At 58.8% G+C, this 25,106-nt stretch carries 19 protein-coding genes; 8 read left to right on the forward strand and 11 right to left on the reverse strand.

The window, feature by feature from the left end; genetic code table 11:
* The first annotated feature begins 84 nt into the window (after nucleotides 1-84).
* From sbcD to rdgC, 3 genes are all read left to right on the forward strand, one after another.
* Nucleotides 85-1,311: an exonuclease subunit SbcD gene (gene sbcD, locus MFP24_RS04060; protein ID WP_249229401.1), complete on the forward strand. Its 1,227-nt coding sequence runs from the start codon at nucleotides 85-87 to the stop codon at nucleotides 1,309-1,311.
* Entirely contained in the window at nucleotides 1,308-4,991 is a 3,684-nt protein-coding gene (locus MFP24_RS04065) for an SbcC/MukB-like Walker B domain-containing protein (RefSeq protein WP_249229400.1), read from the forward strand. Before sbcD ends, MFP24_RS04065 begins: the two co-directional genes overlap by 4 nt.
* A 146-nt stretch (nucleotides 4,992-5,137) precedes the next feature.
* Complete coding sequence (gene rdgC / locus MFP24_RS04070) at nucleotides 5,138-6,049, forward strand: recombination-associated protein RdgC (RefSeq protein WP_249229399.1); 912 nt, start codon at nucleotides 5,138-5,140, stop codon at nucleotides 6,047-6,049.
* A gap of 55 nt (nucleotides 6,050-6,104) precedes the next feature.
* Here the strand turns inward: rdgC and MFP24_RS04075 are convergent, their stop codons facing one another.
* From MFP24_RS04075 to MFP24_RS04095, 5 genes are all read right to left on the reverse strand, one after another.
* Nucleotides 6,105-7,895 carry a methyl-accepting chemotaxis protein gene (locus MFP24_RS04075; RefSeq protein ID WP_249229398.1) on the reverse strand — a complete coding sequence of 597 codons (1,791 nt, stop codon included), beginning with the start codon at nucleotides 7,893-7,895 and terminating at the stop codon, nucleotides 6,105-6,107.
* A 345-nt stretch (nucleotides 7,896-8,240) separates the two neighbouring features.
* Nucleotides 8,241-8,525: a pyrimidine/purine nucleoside phosphorylase gene (ppnP, locus tag MFP24_RS04080; RefSeq protein WP_009114072.1), complete on the reverse strand. Its 285-nt coding sequence runs from the start codon at nucleotides 8,523-8,525 to the stop codon at nucleotides 8,241-8,243.
* Between the two features lie 155 nt (nucleotides 8,526-8,680).
* Complete coding sequence (gene aroL / locus MFP24_RS04085; RefSeq protein ID WP_249229396.1) at nucleotides 8,681-9,202, reverse strand: shikimate kinase AroL; 522 nt, start codon at nucleotides 9,200-9,202, stop codon at nucleotides 8,681-8,683.
* 301 nt (nucleotides 9,203-9,503) lie between these two features.
* Nucleotides 9,504-10,553: a type II asparaginase gene (locus MFP24_RS04090; protein ID WP_249229395.1), complete on the reverse strand. Its 1,050-nt coding sequence runs from the start codon at nucleotides 10,551-10,553 to the stop codon at nucleotides 9,504-9,506.
* 184 nt (nucleotides 10,554-10,737) lie between these two features.
* On the reverse strand, nucleotides 10,738-12,384 hold the full coding sequence (locus MFP24_RS04095; RefSeq protein ID WP_249229394.1) for a multidrug ABC transporter permease/ATP-binding protein: 1,647 nt from the start codon (nucleotides 12,382-12,384) through the stop codon (nucleotides 10,738-10,740).
* 155 nt (nucleotides 12,385-12,539) lie between these two features.
* Here MFP24_RS04095 and MFP24_RS04100 point away from each other — a divergent pair, with 155 nt between their 5' ends.
* The gene (locus tag MFP24_RS04100) at nucleotides 12,540-13,691 is read left to right on the forward strand and encodes an alpha/beta hydrolase (protein WP_249229393.1); all 1,152 of its coding nucleotides are present in this window, start codon (nucleotides 12,540-12,542) and stop codon (nucleotides 13,689-13,691) included.
* A 15-nt stretch (nucleotides 13,692-13,706) separates the two neighbouring features.
* On the opposite strand, the gene mltB is transcribed toward MFP24_RS04100, so the two are convergent.
* Together mltB and MFP24_RS04110 are read right to left on the reverse strand one after the other, a co-directional pair.
* Entirely contained in the window at nucleotides 13,707-14,798 is a 1,092-nt protein-coding gene (gene mltB, locus MFP24_RS04105; protein WP_249229391.1) for a lytic murein transglycosylase B, read from the reverse strand.
* Nucleotides 14,799-14,913: 115 nt separating this feature from the next.
* Nucleotides 14,914-15,255 (reverse strand): zinc ribbon domain-containing protein YjdM, encoded by a 342-nt coding sequence (locus MFP24_RS04110; protein WP_249229390.1) that lies wholly within the window; start codon nucleotides 15,253-15,255, stop codon nucleotides 14,914-14,916.
* Between the two features lie 407 nt (nucleotides 15,256-15,662).
* Here MFP24_RS04110 and MFP24_RS04115 point away from each other — a divergent pair, with 407 nt between their 5' ends.
* Genes MFP24_RS04115 through MFP24_RS04130 form a run of 4 tightly spaced genes read left to right on the forward strand, consistent with a single transcriptional unit; the run spans nucleotide 15,663 to nucleotide 20,822 of the window.
* Nucleotides 15,663-17,318: an ABC transporter substrate-binding protein gene (locus tag MFP24_RS04115; protein ID WP_249229388.1), complete on the forward strand. Its 1,656-nt coding sequence runs from the start codon at nucleotides 15,663-15,665 to the stop codon at nucleotides 17,316-17,318.
* Nucleotides 17,318-18,268 (forward strand): ABC transporter permease, encoded by a 951-nt coding sequence (locus MFP24_RS04120; protein WP_249229386.1) that lies wholly within the window; start codon nucleotides 17,318-17,320, stop codon nucleotides 18,266-18,268. Before MFP24_RS04115 ends, MFP24_RS04120 begins: the two co-directional genes overlap by 1 nt.
* A complete protein-coding gene (locus tag MFP24_RS04125) occupies nucleotides 18,265-19,173 on the forward strand; it encodes an ABC transporter permease (RefSeq protein ID WP_249229385.1) in 909 nt (302 codons plus the stop codon). Before MFP24_RS04120 ends, MFP24_RS04125 begins: the two co-directional genes overlap by 4 nt.
* The gene (locus MFP24_RS04130; RefSeq protein WP_249229383.1) at nucleotides 19,170-20,822 is read left to right on the forward strand and encodes a dipeptide ABC transporter ATP-binding protein; all 1,653 of its coding nucleotides are present in this window, start codon (nucleotides 19,170-19,172) and stop codon (nucleotides 20,820-20,822) included. Before MFP24_RS04125 ends, MFP24_RS04130 begins: the two co-directional genes overlap by 4 nt.
* A gap of 55 nt (nucleotides 20,823-20,877) precedes the next feature.
* Here MFP24_RS04130 and MFP24_RS04135 read toward each other — a convergent pair whose 3' ends face one another.
* The 4 genes from MFP24_RS04135 to MFP24_RS04150 all read right to left on the reverse strand — a co-directional run bounded on the left by MFP24_RS04135 (nucleotide 20,878) and on the right by MFP24_RS04150 (nucleotide 24,843).
* A complete protein-coding gene (locus MFP24_RS04135; protein ID WP_249229382.1) occupies nucleotides 20,878-21,528 on the reverse strand; it encodes a DUF421 domain-containing protein in 651 nt (216 codons plus the stop codon).
* A 220-nt stretch (nucleotides 21,529-21,748) separates the two neighbouring features.
* A complete protein-coding gene (locus MFP24_RS04140) occupies nucleotides 21,749-22,456 on the reverse strand; it encodes a GntR family transcriptional regulator (RefSeq protein ID WP_249229381.1) in 708 nt (235 codons plus the stop codon).
* Nucleotides 22,457-22,605: 149 nt separating this feature from the next.
* Nucleotides 22,606-23,451 (reverse strand): transporter substrate-binding domain-containing protein, encoded by an 846-nt coding sequence (locus MFP24_RS04145; protein WP_249229379.1) that lies wholly within the window; start codon nucleotides 23,449-23,451, stop codon nucleotides 22,606-22,608.
* Nucleotides 23,452-23,568: 117 nt separating this feature from the next.
* A complete protein-coding gene (locus MFP24_RS04150; protein ID WP_249229378.1) occupies nucleotides 23,569-24,843 on the reverse strand; it encodes an NAD(P)/FAD-dependent oxidoreductase in 1,275 nt (424 codons plus the stop codon).
* Nucleotides 24,844-25,106: the final 263 nt, after the last annotated feature.

Raw genomic sequence — 25,106 nt, forward strand, 5'->3', positions numbered from 1 at the left:
AAACTTTCGGTTTTCGCCACGACAGTGCCCCGATGGCTGTTTATAATCAACCGCATTGCGATTACATGCCGTTCAGGGAGTTCCATGCGTATTATCCACACCGCCGACTGGCATCTGGGACAGTATTTTTACACCAAAAGCCGGGCGGCCGAACATCAGGCTTTTCTGCACTGGCTGCTGGAACAGGTCGAACAGCAGCAGGCGGATGCGGTAATAGTAGCAGGGGATATCTTTGATAACGGTTCGCCGCCGAGCTATGCGCGGGAAATGTACTACCGTTTCGTGGTCGATATGCAGCGCACCGGCTGCCGGCTGGTGGTGCTGGGAGGCAACCATGATTCCGTCGCCACGCTGAACGAATCGCGGGATCTGCTGGCCTGCCTCAATACCCGGGTTATCGCCAGCGTCGACGGCGACGTCGACAAACAGGTGCTGGTGCTGGAAAACCGCCGGAATCAGCCCGGCGCCCTGCTGTGCGCCATCCCTTTTTTACGCCCGCGCGATCTGATCGCCAGCCGGGCCGGGCAATCCGGCGATGAAAAACAGCAGGCCCTGCTGGACGCCATCACCACGCATTACCGGCAGTGTTACCAGTCGGCCTGCCGGCAGCGCGATATTCTGGGGCTGCCGCTGCCCATCATCGCCACCGGGCACCTGACCACCGTCGGCGTCACCGCCTCCGATTCCGTGCGCGATATCTATATCGGTACGCTGGATGCGTTTCCGGCGCAGGCTTTTCCGCCGGCGGACTATATCGCCCTCGGCCATATTCACCGCCCGCAGCGGGTGACGAAAAGCGCGCCCATTTACTACAGCGGCTCCCCCATCCCGCTGAGCTTTGATGAATTAAGCAGCCGGAAATCGGTTTATCTGGTGGATTTGGCGCCGGGCAGTCCGCCGACGGTAGAGGCGCTCCCGGTGCCGGCCACCCAGCCGATGCGCCTTATCAAAGGCGATCTGGCGGAAATAGAACGGCAGTTGGCCGCCTTCAGCGATTATCAGGGCGAAAAGCCGGTGTGGCTGGATATTGAAATCACCACGCAGGATTATCTGAGCGATATGCAGAAACGCATTCAGACGCTGACCGACGGTTTACCCGTCGAAGTGCTGCTGTTGCGCCGCGCCCGCGAACAACATCTGCAGGCGATAGTGCGCCAGCAGAAAGAGACGCTGAACGAGCTGACGGTGCACGAGGTTTTCGAACGCCGGCTGGCGAGCGCCGCCGATCTGGAAGAGAGCCGTCAGCAGCGCGTACGCACGCTGTTCGATCAGGTGATGGATGAATTGGAAAATAGCGAGCCCGCCGCATGAAAATACTCAGCCTGCGGTTAAAAAACCTCAATGCCCTGAAAGGGGAATGGAAAATTGATTTCACTCGCGAGCCCTTTGCCAGCAACGGCCTGTTCGCCATTACCGGCCCCACCGGCGCGGGAAAAACCACGCTGCTCGACGCCATCTGCCTGGCGCTGTATCACGCGACGCCGCGGCTGAAAAACATTTCCGCCAGCCAGAATGAGCTGATGACCCGCAACACGGCGGAGTGCCTGGCGGAAGTGGAGTTCGAGGTCAAAGGCGTCGGTTATCGCGCCTTCTGGAGCCAGCGCCGGGCCAGAAACTCCCCGGACGGCAACCTGCAAACGCCGAAAGCCGAACTGGCGCGCATGGATGACGGCACGATCCTGTGTGAAAAGCTGACCGAAAAGCTGGAGATGACCGCCGCCATCACCGGGCTGGATTTCGGCCGTTTTACCCGCTCGATGATGTTATCGCAGGGGCAATTCGCCGCCTTTCTGAATGCGGACGCCAACGAGCGCGCCGAACTGCTGGAGGAACTGACCGGCACGGATATATACGGGCTGATTTCCGAGCGCGTTTTCGACCGGCACAAACAGGCCAGAATCGCCCTGGATACCCTGCAGGCGCGCGCGGCGGGCATCGAACTGCTGGATGACGAACAGCGCCGGCAACTGGAGGCGCAGCTGTCATCGTTGACGCAACGGGAGCAGGCGCTGATTAGCGAGCGTGAGCAAGCGCTAACTCATCAGCGCTGGTTTGAACAACTCGCTCAACATCAGCAATCGCTGACCGCCGGCAAAGAGCGGCTCGCCGCGGCGGAGGAGGAGATGCGGCAGGCGCAGCCGGCGCTCGAACGGCTGACGCAAAGCGAACCGGCGGAAAAACTCAGGCCGCTCCAGCAGGAGCGGGACCGTTGCCACGCCGAGTCCGCGGCGCTGCAAAAGCAGCTCGCCGCCCTGACGCAACAGCGGCTAACCCAGGAGAGCGTTCTGCTGGCGCTGCGCCGGCAAGAGGATAAAACGCAGCAAGAACTGCGCCGGCACGCCGACCACCGCCAGCAGCAGGAGACGCTGATCGGGGAACGCATCATTCCGCTGGATCACCAGATCGACACCCTGCGCCAGCAGAGGGACAAACAGCAGCAGGAACTGGAGCAAACGCAGGCGCGCCAGCGGGACGATCGCCGCAAGCTGGAACAAACGGAGCGGCAGTACCAGTCCGCCCGGCAACGGCTGGAGCAGATCCACGACTATCGCCAACGGCACCCGCATCATCAGCGCTGGGGGGAATACCTTTCGCTGTGGCGCACCCAGTTTCAGCGGCAGCAGCAGCTGGTAGAAGAACTGGCGAACCTGAGCCAAAAACAGGCGCGCTATGAGCAACAGACGGCGCAGCTGAACCAGGAAGCGGACACGCTGGCCGCCCGGCGCGGCGGACAGCACGGCGCGGTCAGCCATGCGCAGCAACGGTTCGACCAGCATCAGCAGGCGTTGCAGGAAGCGGACAGCCGGCAGCCGATCGGCGATCTGTACCAGCAGCTTAGCCAGTCTATCGACCGGCGGCCCGATCGCCAGCGCCTGGCCACCCTCGGCGAGCTGTTCCAGCGGCTCGCTTCGCGCAGGGAGCAGTCGGCAACCCGGCAAACGCAGTTGCAGGAACAGCGCGTCGGCTTGGAGGAACAGCGCCGGCGGCAGAGCACGGAGCTTGAGCTACGCCGTCAGCATCTGGCCGAGGTGGATAAAAATCATCGGCTGGAAATTCGCATCGTAGCGCTGGAAGAGGAAAGACGGCGACTGGGACCGGGAGAAGCATGCCCGCTGTGCGGCTCGACGCACCACCCGGCGGTTGAACGCTATCAGGCGCTGCAGCCCTCGGAAACCGAACAACGCCTGCTCCAACTGAGCCAAGAGGTCGGCCAGTCGGAAAGCGCGCTGGCGCACGTCGAGGCGCAGCTGGCGGCATTGCAACAACAGATCGACCAGTTGCACAACGATCGCGGACGCATGGATGAGGAGTATCAGACGTTGCTGCAACAGTGGCGCGAGGTCAGTGAGCGCTTACCGGGGGATTACGCCCCCGAACAATTCGCCGAATTAACCGCGTGGCTGGCGCAGTGCGAAACCCAGGAACAGCAGCTTCAACGGCAGATTGCGCTGCGCGAGCAGGCCCAGCGGCATCGGCAGGAAAGTAAGGATTCACTGACCAATGCAAATACCCTGCTGCAACAGACGGAGCAGCAGATAGCGCTGAACACCCAGCAGCGGCAAACGCTGAAAAACGCCCTCTCCGAGCTGCGGCAAGCGCAGCAACAGAGCGCGGAGCAGCAGAAACGGCATCGGCAGGAAATGGAAAAAACGCTGGCGGATTTCTCCCTTGCCGTGCCGGAAACGGCGCAACAGGAGAGCTGGCTGGCGCAACGCGCCGAAGAGTGGCGGGTCTGGAAAGAGGCCGAGCAGGAACAACAGCGGCTATCGAACGGCGCGGCGACGCTGGAGGCGGAGCGTCAGCATCTTGCCAAAACCATCGAGCTTGGCGAACAGCAGTTGCTGGCGTTACGGCAACAGCTGCTGTCGCACGCCAGCGCGCTGGAAGAATCCCAACGGCAGCGGCAACAGCTTTTCGGTGATAAATCGACGGCGGAAGTCAGCGCCCAACTGCGTGAAAAAAGCCGGCAGTGCGAACAGGCCGGCCGGGAAATTCAGGCGCAGCGCCAGCAGGCGGAGTCGTCGCTGGACCGCCTGACCGGCGAATTAACCGGCGTACAGCAGCAACAAACCCGCGTCGCCGCGCTGCGGCGGCAGGCGGAGCAGGATTTCGCCCAGGCGTTGCAACACAGCGTTTTCGCGGATGAAGAGGCATTTCAACGCGCCTTGCTGGATGAGCGGGAGCGTAACGAACTGCGCGAGCGCAAAGAAAAACTGCATCAGCAATGGCAACAGGCGACCGCGCTGTATCAACAGGCGGAGCGGCTTCTGACCGCCCATCAGCAGCAGCGCCCGCAAACGCTGGCGGCGGAAGCCGCCCTCTCCTCGGTGCAGCACAGGCTGGGCGAATTAAATGAAACGCTGAAAAGCAATCTTCAGCAGCAGGGGGAAATGCGTCAGCAATTAACCGCCGACCAGCGTCACCGCCAGAATCAGCAGGCGCTGCTGGCGGAAATCGCCCAAAGCCAGCGGCACTATGACGACTGGAGCTGTCTGAACGAGCTGATCGGCTCCCAGAAAGGCGATAAGTTCCGCAAATTCGCCCAGGGGCTGACGCTGGATCATCTGGTGTATCTGGCCAACCGGCAGCTTGCCCGCCTGCACGGCCGCTATCTGTTGCAGCGCCAGACCAATGACGAGTTGAAGCTGCAGATCGTGGATACCTGGCAGGCCGACGCGCTGCGGGATACCCGCACGCTTTCCGGCGGGGAAAGTTTTCTGGTCAGTCTGGCGCTGGCGCTGGCGCTCTCCGATCTGGTGAGCAATAAAACCAGCATCGACTCGCTGTTTCTCGACGAGGGCTTCGGCACCTTGGATGCGGAAACGCTGGACGCCGCGCTGGACGCCCTCGATAACCTCAACGCCGGCGGTAAAACCATCGGCGTCATCAGCCACGTCGAAGCGATGAAAGAGCGCATTCCCGTACAGATTAAGGTCGCCAAGGTTAACGGCCTGGGCATCAGCCGGCTGGCGCCGGAATTCGCGCTTTAGTTCAGGCCGCGGCGAACGCGTATGGGGCTTGAAGTATGACGGGGATAAGCTGATTTTATTCTGCATCGCCCGCCCGAATTCGTTATCATGCGCGCTGCATTAATGAACCCGCGTGCAAGCCTGCGCGCCCAGTCAGGGATAACACCATGCTGTGGTTTAAAAATTTAATGATTTACCGCCTGAACCGCGACGTCGTTCTGGCGGCGGATGAGATGGAAAAACAGTTAAGCGCCTTTGCCTTCACGCCGTGCGGCAGTCAGGACATGATGAAAAGCGGCTGGGTGTCGCCGATGGGCTCCCACAGCGACGCCTTAACGCACGTGGTTAACGGGCAGATCGTTATCTGCGCCCGTAAAGAGGAGAAGATCCTGCCTTCGCCGGTGATTAAGCAGGCGCTGCAGGCCAAAATCGAGCGGCTGGAGGCGGAACAGCACCGCAAGCTGAAAAAAACCGAAAAAGACTCGCTGAAAGACGAGGTGCTGCACAGCCTGCTGCCGCGCGCGTTCAGCCGCTTCAGCCAAATCTGGTTATGGATCGATACCGTCAACGGCCTGATCATGGTGGATGCCGCCAGCGCCAAGAAAGCGGAAGACACCCTGGCGCTGCTGCGTAAGACCCTCGGCTCGCTGCCGGTGGTGCCGTTGACGATGGAAAATCCCATCGAGCTGACGCTGACCGAATGGGTGCGCTCCGGTACTCCTCCGGCCGGTTTCGCCCTACAGGATGAAGCCGAGCTAAAAGCGATTCTGGAAGACGGCGGCGTGATCCGCTGCAAAAAACAGGATCTGGTGAGCGACGAAATCGCGGTGCATATCGAAGCGGGCAAGCTGGTCACCAAACTGGCGCTGGACTGGCAGGAACGGGTACAGCTGGTGCTGTCGGACGACGGCTCGCTGAAACGGCTGAAGTTCTCCGATACGCTGCGCGAACAAAACGATGATATCGATCGGGATGATTTCGCTCAGCGCTTCGACTCCGACTTTATTCTGATGACCGCCGAACTGGCGGCGCTGATCGCCAACCTGATTGAAGCCCTGGGCGGCGAGGCTCAGCGCTAGCCTCGGCGTTTATGCCGTGCGCCCGCCGCCGCCCTCGCCGCGGCGGGCAGGCTGTTCACACGCGGAAGTGCCCTACCGCCGCGCTCAGGTCTTCAGCCTGGGACTGCAACGCCGCGGATGCGGCGGCCGACTCCTGAACCAGCGCCGCATTCTGCTGCACCATTGAATCCAACTGCGCCACCGCCTGGTTGATTTCATTGATGCCGCGCATCTGCTCATCCGCCGCATGGGTGATTTCAGACATCACCGTGGTTACCGTCGAGACGCCGCCCACAATTTCATTCATGGTATTGCCGGCCTGGCGAACCTGAACCGAACCGGAGGTGACGCTGGCGACGGTAGACTCAATCAGCGCTTTAATCTCTTTCGCCGCCTGCGCGCTGCGCTGCGCCAGATTGCGCACTTCCCCCGCCACCACGGCGAAACCGCGTCCTTGCTCGCCGGCGCGCGCCGCTTCCACCGCCGCGTTCAGCGCCAGGATATTGGTCTGGAAGGCGATGCCGTCAATCACGCCGATAATGTCGCCGATTTTACCCGACGCGACCACGATATCGTCCATCGTCGTCATCACGTCCGAGACCACTTTTCCGCCGCTGCCCGCGTCCTTGGCCAGCAGCAGAGCTTTGTCATTCACCTGCCGCGCAGAGCCCGCGGACTGCGTGACCCCGGCGGAAATCTGCTCCAGCGCGGCCGCCGTTTGCTGAATGCTGGAAGCCGCGGACTCGGTGCGCGACGACAGGTCATTATTGCCGGCCGATATTTCGTTCGCCGCCAGCTGTAGCGAGGCGCTGATATCGCGGATCTGAATCATCACCTGGCCGAGCTTGTCGATAAAGGTATTGAATGAACGCGCGATTTGCGCCACCTCATCATGCCCTTCATCAGGCAGACGCTGCGTCAGGTCGTTATTGCCGTTGCTGATATCGTCCATCGCATCGCGAATCAGCAGCAAACGCCGCAGCGTCGACGTCACCAGTACCCCCAGCACCAGCGCGCCGAGTACGGCGATCGCCAACAGCGTGCCCACGGAGGTAAGCAGCAGAGAGCGCATACCCGCGGTGGCTTCCGCTTTATCCAGCGCCACCAGGACATACCAGTTCGTACCGCGGATAGGCTGGGCGATCGCCAGCTTCTCCGCCCCGGCGACATCGACGGCAAGCGGACGCGCGGCCGTCAGCAGCGCGGACAGATTAATACCCGGCGCAATCTCGGTGATGTTTTTCAAGGTAAGACTTTCATCCGGGTGGGCGATAATCGTGCCGTCCTGCGCTATCAATACGCCAAAGCTGGCAGGCGTAGGATTGATTGACTTCACGTTTTCAATCACGCTCTGCATCGTCAAATCACTGCCCGTCACTCCCCTGACCCTGTTGTCCTCCAGCACCGGGGCGGCGAAAGAAACGATCAGTTCCTTGGTGGATACGTCGATATAGGGCGCGGTGACGATCGGTTTGCCCTCCTTCACCGCTTGTTGATACCAGGGGCGAACCGTCGGGTCGTAATCGGCGGGGATGCCGGCGGCGTCGGAAAATTTCGCCGTTTTATTCTCGTATCCCATATAAACATTAATAAAGCCGCCCGCGGCGGCGATCTGCCTAAATAGCGGAACCGGATCCTCATCCGCCAGCACGCCGTCGTGCAGCGAGGTAATCATCCGCGTATTGGATTCCACCCACTCGCCGATCGCCATGCCGTGGCTGGCGGCCACCGCATGCAGCATGCTGTCGATAGACTCCTCGTTAGCGTTATTGGCGATGGTGTAATTAAGCAAAGTATTAATGGCGAGAGAAAGCACCACAATGGTCGTACAGGCCGCCAAAATTCGGGCGCGTGTCGTTTTCAGCATAGGAAGGCTCCCGGCACAACAAGGTAATGAGAGTCATAACGGCACCATAAAATAAAACTTGAGTTCACCCGCCGGGCGCGACCGGGGGTTATCAGGACAATAAAGAGAGAAAGAGTGATGGGGTCCAGCGGGTTTAACGCCGAGGTAATTCGCAGCCAGTTGATTTATATTAAAATAATGGATTAGCTTAGCAAAAAACGCCATATTTTCAGCAGATAAAACCCGTTTACACGCATAAGAAAAAGCTATTTAAAAACCGAGTCATGCTCCGCGTTTATAGTAAAAAAGCTGCTTGGCGTTAATCAACGCAAGCAGCTTGAAGTATTTAGGGTATAAATGAAGAAGCTACAGATACTTACAAAAATAGGCGGAAGACTCCGCCACCTGTAAATTGAATTCACTCTGCGCCGGCACGAAAAACGACTCGCCGGGCATGAAAACCTGCCAGTCAGGGGCGCCCGGCAACAACACTTTCAGCGCCCCGCTGATCACCGTCATCTCTTCCGGCTGACCGGTGCCGAAGGTGTACTCCCCGGCGTCCATGACCCCGACGCTGGCGCGCCCGATACTGCCGCTGTCAAAACCAATGGATTTCACTTTCCCTGCAAAATACTCGTTTACCTTCAACATAGAGCGGCACCTATAAGTTGGAAAAAACCAGGAAAATTCATCTTAAAAGGTGCAATAAGCCGCTGTCACTATCTATTCAATGAAAGTGCGCTGCCGGTAGCATCGACCGGCGATTATTTTACCAATCAGGGGAAAACGCGGCGACGCGGGAAGGATTAGGCTGCCGATAAACGCAGCATCCGCATCACATTCGCCACGATGATCGTCGGGTCCTGCGTCGCATCGATGACGTGGTGAGCCACCTCGCGGTAGAGCGCCTCGCGGGCGGCCAGCACGTCGGCCATTTCTTCGGCGATCGGTCGCCCGGTAAGGGTCGGGCGCTGGTGGGCCAGCGGGCTGACCTCCAGACGCCGGGCCAGTAATTCGGCGGGCGCGCGCAAATAAATAACCGAGCCGTTGTCGCCCATAAACCGCCGGTTCAACGCCGACAGCACGATACCGCCGCCGGTGGCGACCACGCGACGGTGGGAGGTCACTTCCTGCAATACCCGGCTTTCCCGCTGACGAAAACCCTGCCATCCTTCTTGCGCCACGATCTCGGCAACCGTCATCCTGCCGCTCTGCTGCATAAAAAGGTCGGTATCGATAAACTCGTATCCTAATGCCTGCGCCAGTCGGCTTCCTACGGTGGTTTTACCACAACCTCTGGCTCCAACCATAAAAATGGGCTGTGTCATTTAATGACGTATCCTTGTTTTCGTCAGGCCCGTTCTGAACGGCGTGATTCTGCCGGCGGGTTACTCATATTTACTCGAAGGATGAATCATACCGGTAAAATTCGCGAATATAAAATCCGCTTATATCATAAAAGAAAAACCTGGGGTTAAATGGCAAAGTCGCCTATAAGCCTGAGATACACGGGCCTACCGTACCGAGGGGCGCTCCGGCGGCTTACGCCGCTACGACCCCTCGCTACGCTCTCCCTAATAACGAGCTTTATCGATGGTCTGCGCCCTATATAGATAAGGGCCACAAATATCAGTAGGTGTGGAAATATTCCTGAATCACCGCCGGATTGCTGGTTTTGGTCAGCGCCAGCATCAGCAGAATGCGTGATTTGGCCGGGTTCAGCGAATCGGCGACCAGTCCGGGCTGGGAAGCATCCGGCGGCACGATCCCGCTGCCGGTGCGGCTGGCGCGCACCACGACGATACCTTTGCCTTCCGCTTTGCGAATACCGGCATCGCTGCGTTTAGACACGCTGCCCGCGCCCATGCCGGCATAGACAATGCCTTTCACGCCGTGCGCGATGGCCGCGTCATACATATATTCCGGGTCGTCCTGATAACCGTAGATAATATCCACCGCCGGCAGTTTTTCCAGGTCGCTTACGTCGAATACCGAACGGGTGGTATGAATTTTATCCAGGCGATTCTGGAAATAGATTTTATCGCCGATAATCACGCCAAGGTAACCCTCTTCCGGCGCTTTAAAGGTATCCAGCGTAGAGGCGTTGGTTTTGCTGATAAAACGGGCGGAACCGATACGGTCGTTCAGCACCACCATCACGCCGCGGCCACGGGCATTTTTATCCGCCGCCACTTTAACCGCGCCGTACAGGTTCATCGGGCCGTCGGCGCTGATTGAGGTCGCCGGACGCATCGCCGCGGCGAAAACCACCGGCTTGTCGCTTTTTACCGTCAGGTTCAGAAAGTAGGGAGACTCGTCGAGCGTGTCCGTACCGTGGGTGATCACCACGCCGTCCACATCGTCGCGGGCCAGCAGTTCGTTGACTCTTTTGCTCAGCTTCAGCAAAACGTCGGCGGTCATGTTCTCGCTGCCGATATTGGCGACCTGCTCGCCGCTGATATTGGCGAGCGTTTTCAGTTCCGGCACCGCATTGATCAGCGTATCCACGCCCAATGCGCCGGCTTTATACCCCGTGGTTTGCGTGTTGGCGGCGGCGGAACCGGCGATGGTCCCCCCGGTCGCCAGAATCACCACGTTAGGCAGGTTTTCCGCCGCACTCGCCAGGGCGGAAAAACAGACCAACACGACCACAAACAGTGAACTAAATATCCTTTTCATACCTATACCGACCCAATATGTTTAAACGGCAGGCCCCTGCTCGAAGGCTGCCGGTGAGTGATAAATAATATCCTGCCTGTCGGCCGAGGCTGGCCGACATTGGCGCTTATCATGCCTCAGCGCCCGGCGGCTGTATAGCTTTGGCTATAAAATCATTGACATAGGTTAATGTTATACCTTGCGCTCATCGGTTGATCTGCGCCACGGCATCCTGACTTGCCTGGTCGCGCGCGGCGCCCGTCAGCTCCGACAGTTGACCGTTGCGCATTTCGAGCAGCCGGTCGGCGTGTTGGAAATAGCGATCGTCATGGCTGATGGCGATAATCGTTTTGCCCAGCGCCCTGAGCTGAGGCAGCAGCTCAAGATAGAACACCCGGCGGAACTGCGGATCCTGATCCGCCGCCCATTCGTCCAGCAGCAGAATATCGCGCTGCTCCGCCACGGCCAGCAGCAGCGCGACGCGTTTACGCTGCCCCTGCGAAAGCTGCAAGTTCGTCACCCGGTAATTATCCAGCTGCAGTTTCTGGCGCATATCGAGCCGTTCCAGCCAGTCATCCACCAGCGCCATATCCGGCGCCGCGCCCTGCGGCCCGATCATTTGTCCGAAGAGGTGGAAATCGGTAAATACGGCGGAAAACAGTTTTTGATAGTCTTTGAGGGTGGCTGCGGTTACCGGCTGATTATCAAGCAATAAAGAGCCGGATACCGGGGTGTATAAACCGCTCAGCAGCATCGCCAGCGTCGATTTGCCGCTGCCGTTGCCGCCGATAAGAAAAACCAGCTCTCCGCGCCGGATGGTCATATTCAGCGGCCCCACCTCGAATGCCGAATCGGCATAGCGAAACACCACATCGCGCAGCTCCAGCGTTTGCCAGTTTTCCGGCGCCGCAGTGACGGGAAATTCAGCGCGGTAGTCGGTCAGCTTAAGGGTTTTTAACTTATTGAACGCCACCTGCGCGCTGAGCAGCGTGGGCAGCGCGCCGACCGCCTGAAGCAGCGGCGTGCGCAGGAACAACAGGGTCAGGGAGTAAGTCGCGGCGACGTTGGTATCCGACCAGCCCAGATTGTTGGCCATAAAAAACACCGCGCCGATCGCCCCCAGCATCATGATGTTGGACCAGTTCACCGCGCTGAGATGGAAGGTATCGGCCCGGATAATGTTCTGGCGCAGGTCCTGCGCGTTGGCCTGATAAATGTTTTCATACAGCTGCTGCGCCCGATCTCGATTCAGCGCCAGCTCTTTACGCCCCTCAATCACCGTCTGATAGTCTTTCTGCAGGCGATCCTCCGCTTCCCGCACGTGGGTAAGATAACGGTATACGCGGGAAACCAGGATGAAGCTGCTCCAAATGGTGATCGCAATCCACAGCGATGTCACTATCAGCATCTTCGGCGACAGCCAGGCCAGGTAGGCCGCGCAACCCAGCGTCAGCACGATGCCCTGCACCAGCTCGGGCAGGCGCACAAACGCCAGGGTGATATTACGGATGTCGCTGGACAGGCTGGCAAGCAGTTGCGCATTGCCAATCTGTTCTATGCGCGCGATATTGGTATCCAGAATGCGTTTAATAAACTGTCCGCGCAGGCGATAAACAAAATGGTGCCCCAGCGTCGTCAATGCCAGTTGCGAAACCAGCGTCACCGCCATCAGCAACAGCAGCAGTCCCAGAAACTGGGGCAGCACGGCCAGAGACTGGCTCACCGTTTCAATCAGTTTCAGATTGATAAAGGCGATCAGGCCGATTCCCAGAGCGGCGCTGACCAGGCTTAAGACGATAACGGCAAGGAAAGTCCAGCGGTACTGCTGGTAAACGATGCGAAGCAACTCCATAACATTCTGTTCTCGATAATGGTGGGAATCGCACGCAGTTTAATCGGACGGGAGTTGATATCAAGAATAATTCTCATATACCCTGAATAATTCGAATCGCAGGACAAAACGTTGTTGTTTCCGCCCCCTTACGGGCCGCCTTGGCGGCGATTTTTATGAAAATAATATCCGGCCTGATCGTCGTCGCCGGCCTGCTTATCCTGTCAGGCTGCGCGGGCAGGCAGCATGACATTACGCCGCTTGGGCAAACGACCTTCGCCCGCTATCAGCAGGATACCGCGCGCTGGGTTGCGCAGCACCGCGCCTTTCAGAGCAGCGATAAAAACCTCGAGCTGGCCTGGAATACGCCGCAGGAAATGCGTCCGGCCGGCAAGCCGGACAAGGGGATTTTACTGGTTCACGGGCTGGGGGATTCTCCCGGTTCATTTAACGACATTATGCCGCGGCTGGCGCAGCAGGGCTTTCTGGTCAGAACCGTGCTGCTGCCGGGACACGGCACCCGCCCGGCGGATCTGCTGCATATCACCGTCGACGACTGGCGCAGAGTGGTCGCCGAGCAGGCGGCCATTCTGCGCCGTGACGTGGATGAGGTCTATCTGGGCGGCTTTTCCACCGGCGGCAATCTGGTGTTGGAATATGCGCTGAAGCACCCGGAAATCAACGGGTTGCTGCTGTTTTCACCGGCGATAAAATCCGACGAACGGTACGATTTCCTCACGCCGCTGCTTTCCGTCTTCAGAGACTGGATACTCACACCCCGGCCCGGTTATCCGCAGCAGTTGATAACGCGCTATATGGTGGTGCCGACCAACGGTTTCGCCCAGTTTTACCATTCCAGCGCCGCCGTGCGCAGGCTGCTGGCCCAGACCGCCTACGACAAGCCGCTACTGATGGTGCTCACCGAGCATGACTCGGTGCTGGACACCCCCTACCTGCTTGAGCTATTCGAGCGCAAATTCACCAACCCGCACAGCAGGCTGATCTGGTACGGCGACCGGCCCGCCGGCGCGCGTTCGCCGCGCGTGCTGACCCGCAGCGACTATTTGCCCGAGTGGCGCATCAGCCAGTTCTCCCATATGTCGATACTGTTCTCGCCGGATAATAAACAGTACGGCGAGTCAGGCTCGGTCATCGTCTGCGCCAACGGGCAAACGCCGGCCAGCCGGCAGATCTGCCGGGACAGAAACGAACTGTGGTATTCGGACTGGGGCTATCAGGAAGATGGCAAAACCCACGTCCGCCTGACCTTCAACCCCTATTTCGACTGGCAAACCCGGGTGATGAATCAGGTACTGGAGAGCGAATAGCCCGCCCGCGGCCGATCAGTAGGCGCCGCCCTGCCGCGCCCGGTCCACCGCTTCGCCCAACTGCCATACCGCCATCGCGTAGTGGGTGCTGCGGTTGTAGCGGGTGATGGTGTAAAAATTGGGCAAGCCGTACCAGTATTGGTATCCGCTGCCGATATCCAGCCGCAGCAGGCTGGCTTCCTGATAGCCGCCCAGCGTGCTTTGCGGCCGCAGTCCGGCGGCCTGCAACGTCGCGAGGGAGTAGCGCGTGCTGAAGCCATGCTCCAGCGACGGCGCCTGACCGGCGGCCGGTACGGCCACAATGCCCCCCTTGACCCAGCCGTGAGCCTTGAAGTAGTTGGCCACGCTGCCGATGGCATCCACCGGATCCCACAGGTTGATATGGCCGTTGCCGTCAAAATCCACCGCATAGTTTTTAAACGACGAAGGCATAAACTGACCGTAGCCCATCGCGCCGGCGTAGGAGCCGCGCAGGCTGAGCGGGTCATTCCCCTCATTGCGGGCCATCAGCAGAAAGGTTTCCAGCTCGCCGGTAAAATAGTCGGCGCGGCGCGGATAGTCGAACGCCAGCGTCGCCAGCGCATCGATAATGCGCGTCTTGCCCAGCACGCGCCCCCAGCGGGTTTCAACGCCGATAATGCCGACAATAATCTCTGGGGGTACGCCGTATATTTCCCAGGCGCGCTGCAGCGCATCCTGATGCTGATTCCAGAAAAGCACGCCGTTTTGCACGTTATCCGGCGTGATGAACTGGCTGCGATAGCGGATCCAGGCGCCGTTAGGACCGGACGGAGGACGTGAAGTCGGCGCCTGCCTGTCCATCAGGCGCAGCACCCAGTCCAGCCGCCGCGCCTGGGCCAGTACGTCATGCAGCTGTCGGCGATCGAAGCCGTGCTCGCTCACCATTTTGTCCACAAAGCGGCTGGTCGCCGGATTAAAGGCAAAATCGCCCCCCAGCAGATGCCCCGACTGCGCGGGCTCTAGCAGCAAGCCGCCGCCCTTGAAAGGATTTCCCTGCGCGGCAGCGGGAGGAGGCGGAGGCGCGGGCTTACTGCTACAGGCTGAGAGCAAAACAATCAGTGAAAAGAGAGTAGCCAAATGACGCATTGGGTGTCCGTATAAGCAGATTAAGATAAGAAAAGGATAGCGGCTGCGGCCGGCATTGCCTGACGCAATAACGGCGGCGCCCTGCGCCCTGACGCCAGAGCGCCGCGTTCTGCCGTCAGTTTTTCTTCACAAACTCGGATTTCAGCTTCATGGCGCCAAAACCGTCGATCTTGCAATCAATATTATGATCGCCTTCGACGAGGCGAATGCCTTTAACCCGGGTGCCGATTTTCAGCGTTGAGGAACTTCCCTTTACTTTCAGATCCTTAACTACCGTCACCGTGTCGCCGTCCGCCAGCAGATTGCCATTTGCGTCCCTGACTATCAGCCCTTCCTCCTGAGCGGCCGATTCACCGTCCATTGCCCATACATGACCGCACTCAGGGCAGTTGAGTAATTCATTATCCTGCCAGGTGTACTCAGAGTGACATTTAGGACAATTAGGTAGCTGTTGCATTATAAAATTCCTGAAAAGAATAAAGTTTATGTAAAAATCCAATAAAATCAAAGATGGCATAACCAACGACGGACATTTTAACGTGTTATCGCCACGGTGAGTAGTCGGCGTTTTATTCCCTTCCCCGTTGGCCGCAGAACGGGGAACGGCAACCTGCCGATCGTCAGGTTGGATTTATTCGACACCGCCGGTCGATAGACGAAAAATACAATTATTTATCCGATTTTCTTGTTTGCATCCAAAAAGGTTTACCTCCAAGATTCCATTAAATATCAAGAATAAAGAGATATTTTATTGCTGCCAACCAATCTGGCTTGCCTTTACCGGCCCTGCGGCGATGAAAGGTCTTCCATGGGATTTTATGCCCTCCCGGCAGTTCGAATTGCGCGCGATAACAGGAGTGAACAATGAATTTCCCCAGACGTGATTTCAATCGCCTTTCCGGCGCCATTCTTGCCGCCGCCATCCTGGCCTGCGGGCTTGTCGGCGGCCTATCCCTGCCGGCGCTGGCGCAGTCGGCCGAGATCCAGCGCGGCGGCGCCCTGAAGATTGCTTTTCGCAGCGACAATACCGCTCTGGTCAGCATCGATCCGTTTCAGGTTTACTGGATCGAGCATCGTTCGGTGTTAAGGGCGGTGGTCGATCAACTCACCGACCAGGATCCGCAAAGCGGAGAAATTATTCCCTGGCTGGCCACCCGCTGGGAATTAAATAATGACGCCACGCAATACACATTTTATCTGCGCGACGACGTGACCTTCAGCAATGGCGAAAAGTTTAACGCCGAGGCGGTGAAACTCTCGTTCGACTCCAATATCGCGCTGCTCAAGGAGCTTCCGACCGCTTTCGGAAAATCCTACATTGACGGCTACGTTTCCTCGGAAGTCGTCGATGAATACACCATAAAGGTCAATTTCAGCGTTCCCAACGCCGCTTTCCTACAGGCGACGTCTACCACAAATCTGGGAATTTTAGCGCCGGCCACCTACAAAAACAGCACTATCCGGGAGCGCAATCTCGGCAAAATAATTGGCTCCGGTCCTTTTATTTTAGCCGAGTACTCGCCGGAGGAACGCATTGTTCTGAAAAAACGTGAGGGCTACGCTTGGCCGTCCGCGGCCAGTGAAAATAAGGGCGATGCGTATCTGGATGAAATTATCGTGCGTTATATTCCGGAGAGCGGCAACCGGGTCGGAAGCGTGATCGCCGGGGAAGTCGACATTGCCTGGCCCAGAGATCCCTTTACCAATGAAGATTACAATTATATTAAAGGTAAAGGACTCAATATCATTCAGCGCTCCATTCCGGGCATAACCGAGAGTTTATATCCCAATGTAAATTATGACCGGCCGTTTTCCAACGCCGCGGTTCGGCAGGCTTTCCAGAAGGCCATCGATCGGAAAAGCTACGCGGCGACGATTTATGGTCAGCATTTCCCGGTTGCCGAAGGCGTTGTGGAGCCGTCGACCTTATATTACCAATCCCAGGCTGACGGTTTGACCCACGACCCACAGGGCGCGGCGCAGCTGCTGGAAAAGGCGGGCTGGCTGGTCGCCGACGACGGGTATCGCTATCGCGATGGGAAAAGGCTGACGGTTGTTTATCCGATTACCGAGGAAAAACCGGGAGACGTGCTGGTTCAGGATCAGGTCAGGCAGGTGGGTTTTGAATTGATTTTGCAGCCGGTGACGGCGGGCGAGGCTAATGCCCGCTATGTCTCCGGCAATTACGACCTGCAACGCGGGGTCCTGACGCGCGGCGATCCTGCGGTGATCCAATCCCACTCGGACGTGCGTTATTCGGGATCCGCCGTGTCAAAAAATCGGTTTACCGCCCAGGCGCAGCTGAAACTGCAGGAACTTCTCGACCAGGGGCTGGCTGAAGCGGATCCGGCGGCGCGCAGGACGATCTATCAGGATGCGCAGGACTTTATTTTGCAGGAAAACGCCTATTTCCCGATTTTTGCGCGTACCCAGCAGGCGGCTGTCGGCTCCAGGGTCCACGGGGTGAAATTCAGCGGAGAAACCTTTCTCCACGTCAATGATATCTGGATCGAAAAGTAATGACCGGCTATATCGTCAGGCGGTTTGTGCAGGCCATTTTAGTGCTGTGGTTGGCTTACACGGCGTCGTATATCATTCTTTACGTTCTGCCGGGCGATACGCTGGTGTATTTGCTTGCCACCAACGATCTCCAGATAGACGCGCTTTCCCCGCAGGAACTACAGCAAGTCAAAGAATACTACGGGCTGGATAAAGGCCCGATAGCGCAGTATTTTTCACACCTTGCGGGTATTCTACAGGGAGACTTCGGGACCTCGGCCACCAAAAGCCAGTCGGTTAACGAGATCGTCTTTTCCCGCCTGCCGAGCACCGCGCTACTGGGCGCGGTTTCGGTGGTTTTTGCCCTGGTGCTCGGATTGAGCGTCGCGATTGCGGCGACCTATGTGCAGTGGAAGCCGCTCAAGGTTTTCCTGAGCCGCCTGCCGGTCCTCGGCGTTTCGCTGCCATCATTCTGGGTCGGCCTGCTGCTGATTCAAGTGGTCGCATTCGGTTTGGGGTGGCTGCCCTCAAGCGGTTCGGATGGATGGAAGACTCTGATTCTGCCCAGCATTACCATGGCGCTGCCATCGGCGGCGGTACTGGCGCAGGTGCTAATCCGCAGCCTGAATGACACGCTTAAAGAGCCCTACATCCAGACCGCGAAGGCGAAGGGAATATCCCATTTTGCGGTTTACACCAGGCATGCGCTCAAAAATGCCGCCCTTCCCACGCTCACCATTCTGGGACTGCTGATCGGCTCGACCGTTACCGGAGCGGTAACAACGGAGACCGTGTTTTCACGGGTGGGAATCGGCAGATTGGCCCAGGAAGCCGTACTGGCTCAGGACATTCCCGTCGTCCTGGCCATCGTGGTGATTGCGGCAACCGCCTTTGTGGTGACGAACCTGATAGTCGATTTGCTCTATCTCGTCATCGATCCCCGCATACGTCACGTCGAGAAAGTCACATGAGCAGTGAAGTAAATTCACGCCCGCAGTTGGCTGATAACGCCAACGAGTGGGACGACGCCGCCACGCGGCCGGAAATCTGGCGGGCCAGGCTGGCTCGCGCCCTCGGGCTACTGCTTCGGCGGCCGGGACTGGCTATGGCGATACTGTTTATTCTTTTTGTCGTCACCGCGGCCGTTTTCCCTGGTTGGTTTACCAGCCACGATCCCTTCGCCACCTCTCCGGCCAATAAAATCCTGCCGCCTTCGGGGGAGCATTTTTTCGGCACGGACCACGTCGGGCGCGATCTCTTCACCAGGGTGCTTTACGGCTCAAAGCTGACCATTCAGGCAACCGTTCTCGCCATCCTGATCGCCGCGGTAGTTGGGCTGCTGCTGGGGGTTTTTTCAGGGTTTTCAGGAGGAAAGGTCGACGCCGCGCTGATGAGGATAGTCGACGTGACCCTGGCGATTCCCGCGCTTCTCCTGGCCCTGGCAATCGTGACCGCGATAGGTTTCGGCACCCTCCAGGTGGCTATCGCCGTGGGCGTGGGAAGCATTCCGGCATTCGCCAGAACCACCCGCTCGGAGGTGCTAAAGGTCAAGGCCCTTCCCTTCGTGGAAGCCGCGCGCCTGTGCGGCACCAATTGGTTGATGATTGTCTGGCGGCATATTTTACCGAATTCCTGCGGCCCCGTGGTGGTGCTGGTTATTCTCGAATTCGGCGGCGCCGTGCTGGCGGTTGCGGCCTTGAGCTTCCTCGGGTTCGGCGCCCAGCCTCCGGCCGCCGAATGGGGGACGCTGATTTCCGAAGGACGCGGTTATCTGATGACCGCCCCGTGGGTTTCTTTGCTCCCCGGATTGTTCGTTGCGCTGGTGGTGTTCAGCCTCAACCATATAGCCAAAACCCTGGAGGAGCTGCAGCGATGAGCCGCCCGGAGCAGCCGCTGGTGACGGTGGAAAATCTGTACGTAAAATATCAGGTTCAAAACCGGGATATCAGAGCCGTAAATGACGTCAGCCTGTCGATATTTCCCGGCGAGACCGTCGCCATCGTCGGCGAGTCTGGCTCCGGCAAGTCTACGCTGGCCGGCGCGCTTATGGGGCTGCTGGCGGGCAACGCGCGCATCACCGGGGGAAAGATCGCCATCGCCGGCGACGATGTTACCCATTTCTCCGAGACTCGCTGGCGACAGCTGCGCGGCCGTACCGTCGGTCTGGTTCCCCAGGATCCGATGGTGGCGCTTAATCCAACCATGCGGATTGGCCGGCAAATCGGCGAAGTCGTCCGGCGCGTTCGCGGCTCGCGAGGCCGGGCCCTTGACGCCGACGTGCTGGAATTGCTTGAACAGGTCGGTCTGGATCAGCCCCTATTGCGCGCCCGCCAGTATCCGCACGAGCTTTCAGGCGGTCAGCGCCAACGGGTACTGATCGCCATCGCCGTGGCCGGGCGGCCCCGGCTGCTGATTGCGGACGAACCGACCTCGGCGCTGGACGTCACGGTGCAACGCCGCATTCTCGACCATTTGGAAACGCTGGTGCGCAGCCAGGGCATCTCCATGCTTATCATTACCCATGATTTGGGCGTGGCGGCCGACCGCGCCGACCGCGTGCTAATCATGCAGAGCGGACGAATTATGGAGCAGGGAGATCCCGCCACCGTGCTGGCCGCGCCCGCGCACGACTATACCCGCATGCTGTTGCAGGCGGCGCCGGTGCTGAATGTGCCGCCGCGCCCTGCTTCGCCGGACTTGCCCGCGCGCGAGATACTGCGCTTCGAGCAGGTGGGCAAGGCGTTCAGGCTACCCGGCGCGCGCGGCCAGGCGAGTCATTTTCAGGCGCTGGACGCGGTATCCTTTAGCGTCGCGGCCGGGCAGACGCTGGCCATCGTAGGCGAATCGGGCTCGGGCAAGACGACGTCGCTGCGTATCGCTCTTGGGCTGGAGCAGGCGACCGCCGGCAGGGTCATCTTCGACGGCGCCACCGATCTTTCGCGCCTGAGCTGGTCGCAGTTTCGGCCATTGCGCAGACGCATGCAGCTGGTTCAGCAAAACCCCTACGCTTCCCTCGATCCCCGCCTGACCATCTTTGAAAGCATCGTCGAGCCTTTGCGTGCATTCGGTCTTCTCAAGGGGGCCGCCCTGGAGAGCGAGGCCAGGAGCCTGATCGACCAGGTGCAACTGCCGCGCGCCATGCTCAATCGCCTGCCGCGCGAGCTCTCCGGCGGTCAGCGCCAGCGTGTGGCCATCGCGCGCGCGCTGGCGTTAAAACCCGAATTGCTGTTTCTTGACGAGCCGGTATCGGCGCTCGACGTCTCGGTGCAGGCCCAGATTCTCGAACTTCTGGGGGAACTGCAGCGCGAACTCGGCGTGAGTTACGTACTGGTTTCGCACGATTTGGCGGTGGTTGCCGCGGTGGCGCACCACATCGTGGTGCTGCGCCAGGGACGCGTGGTTGAGCAGGGACCGGCAGCCCAGGTGTTCGGCTCTCCCGCCGAAACCTATACGCGCGAACTGCTGGATGCGGTGCCCGGACGGCGGCTGATCCACCAGGCCGGCGGCCGGCCATCGGCCTTGTAGACCGAAGTGATTGGGGGGGCGGCGCGGCTTCGCCCCTTCCGCCCGAGCCGCCGTATCACTTCACGATGGCGCCGTCGCGCAGGATAAACATCACCTTGCCGTCCCAGAACTCGGCGATAAAGATATCCTCATCCTCCAGATTGCGACGCTTCAGCTCTTTTTCCAGCCAGTCCCGATCCTTTTCTATCTGTTTCAGCTCTTCCGGCCTGACTTTGCCGTCTTTCATCACGATAACCGACGGCATTTTCGCGTTATCGCAAACCACGGTCAGCTGTCCGCTGGGCTCTATCTGGGCATAGGTTACCTGCTGAAAGGCGTTGATCCCCTGCGAATGCAGCTGTGAAGCGACGTTTAAAATATCGATTTTATTTTTCTTGCGCAGAATATTATCCATCAGAAAGCGCCCTTTTTTCACGATGGGCAGCGGATTGCCGATGGCGATGGCGCGAAACAGATGCACATGCTTACTCACGGCGTTCAGCAACGATATCAGCCCGACGCCGATAAATAGCACCACCACATATTGATGCAGCGGAATACTGTCGCTGTATATCACCCCCCCGATAATGCCCCCCAGTACGAAATTGCCGATGAAATCAACCGGCGTCATTTGCGATAGCTGGGTTTTTCCTGAAAGATTGAGATGCATGATGACGATGCAAAAGCCGATGACGAATTTGATTAACACTAAACCGTAATATTCCATATATCCTCTATCCACTGCCTTGCGCGGTCTGCTATAGCAAGACCTGCGCCGATACAAAACCGGCCGCCGCTGACGCGGCGCCCTCCATGATTTATATAGATTAAAATCGGCGTTTACGCCGTTTTTTCAGGAAAAACAGGCGGAGTAGACTGGTAAAGCAGACGCCTTCGGCGCGGCCGGGCCCGGCGGCTCGCGGTTTGCCGCCGCCGGGAGACGGGGGTTAAATAATCGACATATCTTTAATCAGATTCTGCTGCATAAAATAGAGAAAACGGGACTGGAATAACATCGTATGCTCGTGGGCCGAACGTTCGGCGACGTCGGGGTTTTTACCGGCGATGGCTTCTATCATCTCATCGTGATCCCGCCCCAGCTTCATCGGCGCGTCGCCGCGGGCCATATGCTCGAACTGCAAATGCTGCAGCCGCTGTCCCTCTTCCAGCAAGCGTTCATAATGGGATGACAGATAGTGGTTTTTCCCGGCCTTGGCGACGGCCAGATGGAAAATTTTATTTTTTTCCGTCATCAGGCTGAAATCGTCGCTGGCGACGGCCTGCATATACAGGGTATTGGCCGCCCGGATATGCTCCAGCTCTTCATCGGTGCGCTGTAGCGCGGCCAGTCGGGTCACCGCCCGCTGCATCAGATCCAGCGCCGCGATGTAGTTGGGAAACTCTTCGATCTCGAAGGGCGTAACGATGGTGGTCCTGTTCGGCAGAATGGTCACCAGACTCTCCGCCGCCAGCCGCGCCAGCGCATCCCGCACCGGCGAACGGGACAGCCCGAACTGCGCGGCCAGCGAGATCTCGTCAAGCTGCGTTCCCGGCCTCAGCCGCAATGTCAGGATCTGTTTTCTCAGCGTGTCGTAAATATACCTGCCGGCATGACGGCGGCCTTGACTCTCGTTTTCCGCAAACGGCTTACTCATTTATCAGTATCCTATCGACAGAAGAATAAATTGCTTCTCTGCCGTCATCATAACATGCCGGACCGGACAGCTTAACGCAGGCTTCCACCATCCGCTGCCGGCAGGAGAGCCGTTGGAAACTATTGCGTTGGAAACTATTCCATTGAAAACTATTGTGCGGGTTTGTTTTGCGCGTTGGCCTCTTCCGACGCCTGATTGACGAGCGCGTCGATCTCCCCCATTTCGCGGCGCTGGGTAAGATAGATATTCAGCACCTGCAGATCCGCCGCGGAAATGTTGCGCGGCAAACCGAACGATACCCCCTGTTTGGCCAGCGCCGGAGCGGGAAAAATCTCTTTCGTCCAGCCGGGATTGGCGACCGCGAACAGATGGTTGGTGTCGCTGGCGTCCACCAGCACATCGGCGCGGCGCGCCATCAGCGCCAGCCGCGTTTCGTCATTTCCCGGCAGGCGCATGATTTTGCCATTCTTGACCGCGGCGCTGATGGCTTTGTCCCCCGCCGTTCCCGACATGACCACAAAGGTGACGTCCTGGCGATCGTAATCCGCCAGCGTGTCGCCCGCCTCACGGAGTTTCGGGTTGTCTTTGTTGATCAGAAAGGAGATCTGGTAATCGGTGGCGGCGACGGAAAAAGCGACGGCCAGGGCGCGTTCCGGCGTCTGATTGAGCGCCATGGCCAGATCCCATTTGTCGCTCTGCAGCCCGGCCACCATCGTGTCCCAGCTGGCATCCACAAAACGGACTTTCACCTTCAGCACCTTTTCCCCGAAGTCCCGGCACAGTTCGGCGAAGTAGCCGCTGTAAGCGCCGGTTTTTGCGTCGCGCATAACATAGGGGGGAGCGGTGGCCGCGCCGCAGCGCAGCACGCCCGCGCTTTGCACCCGCTGCCAGAACCCCTGCTCGGCGGCCTGCGCGGGGAGTTGCGGCAGCAGCAGCGCCGCGCCGAACAAAGAGTACGACAGCCTGCGGATATGACGAAAAATGATATTTTTCATGGTATTTTCCCCTGAACGCTAGTGGTTTACGAAGTAACCCTGAACACGGCGCCTCGGCCTGACGGCGCGCCATATTGCGCACCCGCGCAGGCGGATGCGATTTCCCCCGGACCCGGCTTAGCCGCCCGACGAGAAGCGGCCGGCGCTGAACGGCGTCAGATCCTGCGCCGGCCGCCGTCCGGCGGCCAGATCGGCGATCAGACGGCCGGTGGTGGCGCCCAAAACCAGACCCAGTTGACCGTGCCCCAGCGCCAGCAGCACGTTGGGCAGGCGCCGGGCGCGATCGATCACCGGTTTGGTATCGGGCAGAAACGGACGATTGCCGATGCCGTATTCCAGATTCGCGGTATTCAACTGCGGCAATATCCGTTTCGCCCGTTCGAGAATGATCTCCGCGCGTTTGAAATTCGGTTCGGCGTTGGCGCCGGCAAACTCGATGGTTCCCCCAATCTGCAAGCCGCGCGTCATCGGGGTAAAACCGAACCCGCCGTCGGCGTAGATCAGCGGATGGCGGATGTCCACCTCCGGCGTGGGGAGCAATACCTGATAGCCGGCGATGCCGGTCAGCGGAATATTCACCCCCAGCTGTTTAAAGAAGGCCCGCGCCCCGGTGCCCGCCGCGATCACCACATGGTCGGCGGGAAGCCCCCGGCCGTCACTCAGCCTGATGCCGCTGGCCCGCCCGTCGGACTCGTCAATACGCTCGACGACGCCGGAAATACGACGTCCCCCCTGGCGGATAAAGCTTTCCGTCAGCGAGGCGATAAATCCTTCCGTATCCCGCACCGCCCGCCAGTCCGGCAGCAGCAGGCCGTAGCGGAATTTCCCCGCCAGCGCCGGTTCGAGCTCCCCGATCCGATCGCCGTTGAGTATCTCCAGCTTGAACCCCAGCTGCTGGCGCAGCTCCAGCAGCGCGCGCTCGTCCTCAATGCCGGCCGCGGTATCGAACAGTTCGATCACCGGATACTCGCCCAGCAGATTCTTTTGCTCGCACTCCGCCAGCAGCGGCGTGTAATCCTGATAAACCTGGTGCGACAGCGTGGACATGGCATGGGCGATGGCGCCGATCCGGCTGTGGCGGGCATTGCTGACGAAACGCAGAAACCAGGGAAAAACGGTCGGCAGCGCGGACGGTCGCAGCGCCAGAGGACTTTTTTGATCCAGCAGCCAGCCGGGAATACGCTTGAGAATGCCGGGCTTGGACAGCGGAATAATCTCGCTGACCGCCATCAACCCGCAGCTCCACTTGGCCGTGCTGTCTCCGGGCGGAGCGGGATCGACCAGCGAAACGCTGTGGCCTTCGCGCTGCAGGTACAAGGCGCAACAGACCCCGACAATGCCTCCCCCGACCACCACCGATTTTGGTGCTTCACCCTTTACGCTGCCATTCATTATCTTCACCCCGACGCCTGCTGATTAATAAAAAGCGACCTGTCGACGAAATATTTTTATTTCACCGGCTGAATTAATACTGTGGTTCCGTTTTATGCATACAAAACTGTACACATAATATTTATGGCATAACAACATAAAAAACCAGCTGGAATCCAATATTATTTTTTTATCTTTTAAGCGCTAACCGGCACAAAAAATAATTCCCAGATATATTTATTTATTTTCAATACGCTGCCATTCATTTAACGCAAATAAATAGC

It is taken from the genome of Brenneria tiliae (genome assembly GCF_023347575.1).
Lineage (GTDB): Bacteria > Pseudomonadota > Gammaproteobacteria > Enterobacterales > Enterobacteriaceae > Brenneria > Brenneria corticis.

Bases quoted from the DNA above. Each gene is read 5' to 3' on its own strand.
- MFP24_RS04125 (WP_249229385.1), top strand. From the start codon at position 18,265: ATGAGCAGTGAAGTAAATTCACGCCCGCAGTTGGCTGATAACGCCAAC.
- rdgC (WP_249229399.1), top strand. From the start codon at position 5,138: ATGCTGTGGTTTAAAAATTTAATGATTTACCGCCTGAACCGCGACGTC.
- MFP24_RS04135 (WP_249229382.1), bottom strand. From the start codon at position 21,528: ATGGAATATTACGGTTTAGTGTTAATCAAATTCGTCATCGGCTTTTGC.
- MFP24_RS04150 (WP_249229378.1), bottom strand. From the start codon at position 24,843: ATGAATGGCAGCGTAAAGGGTGAAGCACCAAAATCGGTGGTGGTCGGG.
- mltB (WP_249229391.1), bottom strand. From the start codon at position 14,798: ATGCGTCATTTGGCTACTCTCTTTTCACTGATTGTTTTGCTCTCAGCC.
- MFP24_RS04065 (WP_249229400.1), top strand. From the start codon at position 1,308: ATGAAAATACTCAGCCTGCGGTTAAAAAACCTCAATGCCCTGAAAGGG.
- ppnP (WP_009114072.1), bottom strand. From the start codon at position 8,525: ATGTTGAAGGTAAACGAGTATTTTGCAGGGAAAGTGAAATCCATTGGT.
- sbcD (WP_249229401.1), top strand. From the start codon at position 85: ATGCGTATTATCCACACCGCCGACTGGCATCTGGGACAGTATTTTTAC.
- MFP24_RS04115 (WP_249229388.1), top strand. From the start codon at position 15,663: ATGAATTTCCCCAGACGTGATTTCAATCGCCTTTCCGGCGCCATTCTT.
- MFP24_RS04120 (WP_249229386.1), top strand. From the start codon at position 17,318: ATGACCGGCTATATCGTCAGGCGGTTTGTGCAGGCCATTTTAGTGCTG.
- MFP24_RS04075 (WP_249229398.1), bottom strand. From the start codon at position 7,895: ATGCTGAAAACGACACGCGCCCGAATTTTGGCGGCCTGTACGACCATT.
- MFP24_RS04110 (WP_249229390.1), bottom strand. From the start codon at position 15,255: ATGCAACAGCTACCTAATTGTCCTAAATGTCACTCTGAGTACACCTGG.
- MFP24_RS04140 (WP_249229381.1), bottom strand. From the start codon at position 22,456: ATGAGTAAGCCGTTTGCGGAAAACGAGAGTCAAGGCCGCCGTCATGCC.
- aroL (WP_249229396.1), bottom strand. From the start codon at position 9,202: ATGACACAGCCCATTTTTATGGTTGGAGCCAGAGGTTGTGGTAAAACC.
- MFP24_RS04095 (WP_249229394.1), bottom strand. From the start codon at position 12,384: ATGGAGTTGCTTCGCATCGTTTACCAGCAGTACCGCTGGACTTTCCTT.
- MFP24_RS04090 (WP_249229395.1), bottom strand. From the start codon at position 10,553: ATGAAAAGGATATTTAGTTCACTGTTTGTGGTCGTGTTGGTCTGTTTT.
- MFP24_RS04130 (WP_249229383.1), top strand. From the start codon at position 19,170: ATGAGCCGCCCGGAGCAGCCGCTGGTGACGGTGGAAAATCTGTACGTA.
- MFP24_RS04100 (WP_249229393.1), top strand. From the start codon at position 12,540: ATGAAAATAATATCCGGCCTGATCGTCGTCGCCGGCCTGCTTATCCTG.
- MFP24_RS04145 (WP_249229379.1), bottom strand. From the start codon at position 23,451: ATGAAAAATATCATTTTTCGTCATATCCGCAGGCTGTCGTACTCTTTG.